The following is a 5,110-nucleotide window of genomic DNA, read 5'->3' as shown; positions in this document are numbered from 1 at the left end:
CTCGGCGGTCCAGGCTCATGCCGCCGCGGGCGCAGCCGACGATCATTGCGACCGGGACGACGGTCACGGCGGGGGTCGGTGGCGGGCAGGACGGGCCGGCGGTCGGCGGCACCGGGTCTGCGGCCGCGGGTGGATCCGGTGCGCGACGGTGGTCGAGGACGATCGCTGCCGTCCCGGCTGCGAGGGCCGCCAGCGCGACGACACCGGCCACGAGCAGCCGCCGGGACGGTCGCCGGGGTGGCTCGCCGGGGCCGAAGGTGACGATGTCGGTCACCGGTCCAGTATGGGGGCCGGGCCAGGCCGGCGATGCCCCGCCGCGGCGCGGGTCAGAGCCGCTGGACGCGCAGCACGCAGGTCAGCATCGGCAGCATGAACTCGCCCTCGGCAGTCTCCGGACGGCCGGCGAGGAAGGCGCGGATCCGGCCGAGCGTGGCCGCCCGCTCCCGCTCCGGCATGGTGAGCAGCCCGGCCCGCGTGGCCAGCGTCGCCACCAGAGAGTCGGCGGTGCGCCGCTGCGCATGCGGGAAACCCTCCTGCTCCGGCGACCCGAACCGGGCGGCGGCCCCGCCAGCCCTCGGCAGGTGTGCCCCGGCCGTCTCGGCACGCCAGGCGGCAGGAGTGTCCCGCGGGCCGATGACCGCACTCCCGCTGACCCGGGCCAGCCCGGCGACCCAGTCGACACTGTCGTCCAGCACGTTCCACAGCCCGGCGAGGACGCCGCCCGGGGCGAGGACCCGCGCGATCTCCGGTCCCGCGACGGCCATGTCGAACCAGTGCATGGCATTGCCGGCCAGCACAGCATCGACGGACGCGTCCGGCAGCGGGATCCTCTCGGCGCTGCCGGACAGGGCGCGCACCTCAGGCCGGGCGCGGCGCAACTCAGCCAGCATCGCCGGGTCCGGCTCCACCGCGGTGACCTCGGCGCCCACCGCCGCCAGCGTGCCAGTGAGCTTGCCGGTCCCGGCCCCCAGATCGAGCACCCGCCGCCCCGGCGCGGGGTCGAGCGCCCAGCGGACCGCTTCCTGCGCGTAGTCCGGCCGGTGCTCGGCGTACTCGGGGGCCGCCGAGCCGAAGGACGAGGAGAGCTCCATCAGCTCAGCGCCGCGCTCGCGGCCCGCAGCTCCTTCAGGGCCGCCAACGTGTACGGCGCGAGATCGTCCTGGTCGCCCTCGGACCATTCGGCGTATCCCCGTTTGAAGGCCAGCACGCCCAGCTCACCCGCAAGCGCCGCGGTCGGGTCGGGGACTCCGCGGGCGATGAGCGCCGTCGTCATGGCGGCCGCCAGGCTGACGCTCTTGAGGGCGTCCCGCTCCTGGAGCTCGGTGCTGGCGGCGACGGCTGCTTTCAGGCGGGGGCCGAGCTCGCGGTTGGCCGGGCCCAGGGCGCTCGAGGCGCGCTCGAGGCCGGCGGCGATGGCGTCCAGCGGGCTCGCGCCGGGCGGTGCGTCGGCGATGCCCTCGGCCAGGAGCCGGCTCAGCGTTTCCTGCCCGGCCACCAGCAGCTCGCGCTTGTCCGGGAAGTGCCGGAAGAAGGTGCTCTTGGTGACCCCGGCCCGCTCGGCGATCTGGGCGACCGTCGTGGCGTCGTAGCCCTGCTCGGTGAACAGGTCGACGGCGGCCATGACGAGTCGTTCGCGCGCGCCTGGTTCCCATCGGGCCATGGGCCCATCATAAGCGATGGGACTTGTGTCCCATCACTCTGGTAGGGTCATGGGATAAGAGTCCCATCACTCAGGGAGAGTTCCATGCGCGTCTTCATCACCGGCGGCACCGGCCTCATCGGGTCGGCCGTCGTCTCCGAACTGCTCACCCACGGCCACACCGTGCTGGCGCTCGCCCGTTCGGACGCGTCAGCGGCGGCGGCCGAGTCGGCCGGGGCCGAGCCGATCCGTGGCGGGCTGGCCGACCTTGACGTCCTGCGGGCCGGCGCCGCGCAGGCCGACGGGGTGATCCACCTGGCGTTCAGCCACGACTTCAGCACCGCCGAGGCCGTCGCGCGGGCGGTCGCCGAGGAGAACGCCGCCGTCGCGGCCCTGGGCGAGGAGCTCGCCGGCAGCGACCGTCCGTTCGTCACCGTCTCGGGCACCCCGTACGCCGAGGGCCGGGCCTCCACCGAGACCGATCCGCTCTCCACCGAGGGGCTGGTCGGCGGGCGCAGCCGCGGTGTCCTGGCGGTCCTCGACCTGGCCTCGCGCGGGGTCCGCAGCACGGCGATCCGCCTGCCGCGCACGGTCCACAACGAGGGCGAGGGCGGGTTCGCCGGTCTGCTGACCGGCATTGCCCGCCAGACCGGCGTCTCCGGCTATCCGGGGGACGGCACGCAGCGCTGGCCGGCCGTGCACGCGCTCGACGCCGCCGTTCTCTTCCGCCTGGCTCTGGAGGAGGCGCCGGCCGGGACCGCCTGGCACGCCGTGGCCGACGAGGGCGACGCGGTGCGGGACATCGCCGGTGTCATCGGCCGGCGGCTGGGCCTGCCGGTCCAGGCCGTGCCGGCGGAGACCTACGGGCCGCTCGGCGCGATCTTCGCCACCGATCAGCCCTCGTCCAGCGCCCACACCCGGGAGGCGCTGGGCTGGAAGCCGACCCACCCGAGCCTGCTGGAGGACCTGGAGAACCTCCGGCCCTGACGTCATTCGTCGTGCTGGCTCACCAGGTCGCGGCCCAGGGCGGTGGCCCGGTGCACGATCGCACCGCCCTCGCGACGGCTGGCGATCAGCCCGGCGGCCCGCAGTGCGGACAGGTGCTCCGAGGACGACGACACGCTTATCCCGGCCTGCCGCGCAATCGTCGACGTGGTGTGCCGGCCGGGCCGGGCGGCCTGGATCAGCACCACGCTGCGGGTCCGGCCGAACAGTCCGGCCAGTGCGGCGGAGCCGGCCGGCCGGCTGTCCAGCCCGGCCGGCGGCTCGACGGGATAAACGATCAGGGCGGGCCGGTCCGGTGCGACCAGCACCCGCGGGCGCGGGCCGGCGAACGGTGACGGCACCAGCAGCAGCCCGTGCCCGCCGAGCCGCATCTCACCGTCCTGCCAGGTGTCGACCTCCAGCACCGGCGCCCGCCACCGGATCGCCCGGTGCAGGCCGGTGAGGACGCCGTCGGCCCCGGCCAGCGCGTAGCGACTCGCGGCCTCACCGACGAACCGGCGGTGGGTGCGCTGCATTGCCGGCCAGTCCGGGGCCAGCACCTGATGGAAGTACGACCGCATGGCGGTGACCAGCGTGTCCAGCACCTGGGGGTCGGCGGCGGCGAACCGGCGGCGGGCGGCGCTGACCGTGACGTCGGCGTACGCCGCCGACACCTCGGCCCGGACCCGTTTCACCGGCGTCGAGCGGATCGCGTCCAGCCCCTCCTCGATGGATCCCAGCCCCTCCCACGGGGTCATGAAATCCGGCACGAATCCCTGGGACGGCAGCAGATGGTGCAGCGGCCGCAGCACCGGCGCCGCCGTGGCGACCCGGCGCGCGAGTGCCGGCAGGGAGGCAGCCACGGGTTGCTGCCGCAGGGCCTGGCTGGCCAGCAGCACGGTGCCGGCCGGATGCAGCCGGTCGGCGAACCGGATCTGCGTGAGGTCCGCGGGCCTCAGCCACAGGCGCAACATCCGGACAGCTTGCCAGCCTTTCGGCACCGGCCGAAACCGTTGACCGGCCGGAACGCGTGAGGCGACCCTGCTGGCGTGGCGGTCGGCGAGGACGGGGGCAATCGGTGCGGCGTACGGTTCTGATCGGTGTGGTGTGCGGCCTGCTGCTGGCCGGATGAGACAAAGAAAGCCCGGCGCCGCGGCCGTCGGCGGGCGACCACAAGCTCACGCTCGACGTCGGCGGCCAGGAACGCAGCTATCTGCTGCACGCCCCGCCGGGTTACCGGGCCGACAAGCCGGTGCCGCTGGTCGTCGCCCTGCACTTCTATCCGGGCTCCGGCACGGCGCTGCGGGACATGATCGCGATGGACGCCAAGGCCGACGAGCACGGTTTCCTGGTCGCGTACCCGGACGGGGTCGGCGGCGGCTTCAACGCGCTGGTCTGCTGCGGCGCCGAGGACGACGTGGCCTTCCTGCGAGAACTGACCCAACGACTGATCACCGACTGGCGGGTGGACCCCGGCCGGGTGTACGCCACCGGCATCTCCAACGGCGCCGACATGAGCTTCCGGCTCGCGGTCGAGTCGAGCGGGGTGTTCGCCGCGATCGGCGCGGTGAGCGGCGGCTTCGGCGGTCCCCGGGTGGAGGCGGCCTCCTACGCGCCGACCAAGCCGGTCTCGGTCGTCACGGTCATCGGCGCCAAGGACCAGTACTACGACATCTTCCAGGCCGGGCTGAAGAAGTGGCGCGAGCGGCTGAGGTGCGAGCCGGTCAGGACGCCGCCGAGCGGCAAGAAGACTGTGCAACGGTCCGGCGCCCGGTGCGCCGACGGCAGTGACGTCGACGTGTACGTCGTCACGGACATGGGACATTCCTGGCCCGGAGCGAAGCAGGGGCAACTGGCCCGGCCCGACGCACCGATCGTGGCCACGGACATCCTCTGGGACTTCTTCGCCGCCCATCCCCGCCTCAGCGGGTGACGGCTGCCGTCACAGCCGGGTCGCTGTGCGGACGAGCCCGGCCACGGCCCGGGAGCGGCTGTGCGCCGGCCAGGCCAGCACCGTGGTGACGGGGGACGAGTCGGTCAGCGGGACGGCGGCGTGCGCACCCCACAGCCACGTCCGGGCGGACGCGCAGATGACGGCCATGGTGTGACCCAGGGCGATCAGCTGGGCCAGCTGCGACAGGTCGTGGATCTCGGGGCCCGGGCCGTCCTCATAGGTGCCGTCCTGGCGGGGCCAGCGCGCGACCGGTAGCCCGGGAACGTCGCTGAGGTCGGCCATGACCAGTGACGGCCGCGCCGCGAGCGGATGGGCGGCGGGCACGACGGCGACCTGCTGCTCGGTCAGCACGTCCTCGGTGTCGAAGCCGGCCAGGGAGTCGAACGGCCGCTGCATGAACGCCACGTCGGCCCGGCCGTCGCGCAACATCCGGGCCTGGTCGCCCATGCCGCACAGCACCACGTCGATCTCGGCCGCGCCCGGTTCCGCGGCGTACGCGTCCAGCAGCTTGCGCAGCAGCTCGTGGTTGGCCC

6 protein-coding genes and 1 pseudogene are annotated in these 5,110 nt (G+C 74.2%); 2 read left to right on the top strand and 5 right to left on the bottom strand.

Annotation, left to right across the window (positions count from 1 at the left end; genetic code table 11):
- The 3 genes and pseudogenes from AB0C29_RS32950 to AB0C29_RS32940 all read right to left on the bottom strand — a co-directional run.
- Window positions 1-274 (bottom strand): annotated as a pseudogene (locus AB0C29_RS32950) (hypothetical protein); the annotation flags it as partial.
- 52 nt (window positions 275-326) lie between these two features.
- Window positions 327-1,091: a class I SAM-dependent methyltransferase gene (locus AB0C29_RS32945; protein WP_360828540.1), complete on the bottom strand. Its 765-nt coding sequence runs from the start codon at window positions 1,089-1,091 to the stop codon at window positions 327-329.
- Entirely contained in the window at window positions 1,091-1,660 is a 570-nt protein-coding gene (locus AB0C29_RS32940; protein ID WP_360828537.1) for a helix-turn-helix domain-containing protein, read from the bottom strand. The genes AB0C29_RS32945 and AB0C29_RS32940 overlap by 1 nt, the downstream gene beginning before the upstream one ends.
- An 84-nt stretch (window positions 1,661-1,744) precedes the next feature.
- On the opposite strand from AB0C29_RS32940, the gene AB0C29_RS32935 reads away from it, so the two are divergent.
- A complete protein-coding gene (locus AB0C29_RS32935) occupies window positions 1,745-2,626 on the top strand; it encodes an SDR family oxidoreductase (protein ID WP_360828534.1) in 882 nt (293 codons plus the stop codon).
- Between the two features lie 2 nt (window positions 2,627-2,628).
- On the opposite strand, the gene AB0C29_RS32930 is transcribed toward AB0C29_RS32935, so the two are convergent.
- On the bottom strand, window positions 2,629-3,597 hold the full coding sequence (locus AB0C29_RS32930; protein WP_360828531.1) for a helix-turn-helix transcriptional regulator: 969 nt from the start codon (window positions 3,595-3,597) through the stop codon (window positions 2,629-2,631).
- Between the two features lie 239 nt (window positions 3,598-3,836).
- Between AB0C29_RS32930 and AB0C29_RS32925 the strand changes: the two genes are divergently transcribed.
- A complete protein-coding gene (locus tag AB0C29_RS32925; RefSeq protein WP_360828543.1) occupies window positions 3,837-4,556 on the top strand; it encodes a PHB depolymerase family esterase in 720 nt (239 codons plus the stop codon).
- A gap of 9 nt (window positions 4,557-4,565) precedes the next feature.
- Here AB0C29_RS32925 and AB0C29_RS32920 read toward each other — a convergent pair.
- Window positions 4,566-5,110 (bottom strand): LysR substrate-binding domain-containing protein (locus AB0C29_RS32920; protein ID WP_360828528.1); only part of this gene is annotated, 545 nt, incomplete at its 5' end.

Source organism: Actinoplanes sp. NPDC048791, assembly GCF_040650095.1.
Lineage (GTDB): Bacteria > Actinomycetota > Actinomycetes > Mycobacteriales > Micromonosporaceae > Actinoplanes.
Note: the sequence above shows the minus strand (reverse complement) of the source record. Positions and strands in the feature narration are given on the sequence as shown.

Bases quoted from the DNA above. Each gene is read 5' to 3' on its own strand.
- AB0C29_RS32945 (WP_360828540.1), bottom strand. From the start codon at position 1,091: ATGGAGCTCTCCTCGTCCTTCGGCTCGGCGGCCCCCGAGTACGCCGAG.
- AB0C29_RS32935 (WP_360828534.1), top strand. From the start codon at position 1,745: ATGCGCGTCTTCATCACCGGCGGCACCGGCCTCATCGGGTCGGCCGTC.
- AB0C29_RS32940 (WP_360828537.1), bottom strand. From the start codon at position 1,660: ATGGCCCGATGGGAACCAGGCGCGCGCGAACGACTCGTCATGGCCGCC.
- AB0C29_RS32930 (WP_360828531.1), bottom strand. From the start codon at position 3,597: ATGTTGCGCCTGTGGCTGAGGCCCGCGGACCTCACGCAGATCCGGTTC.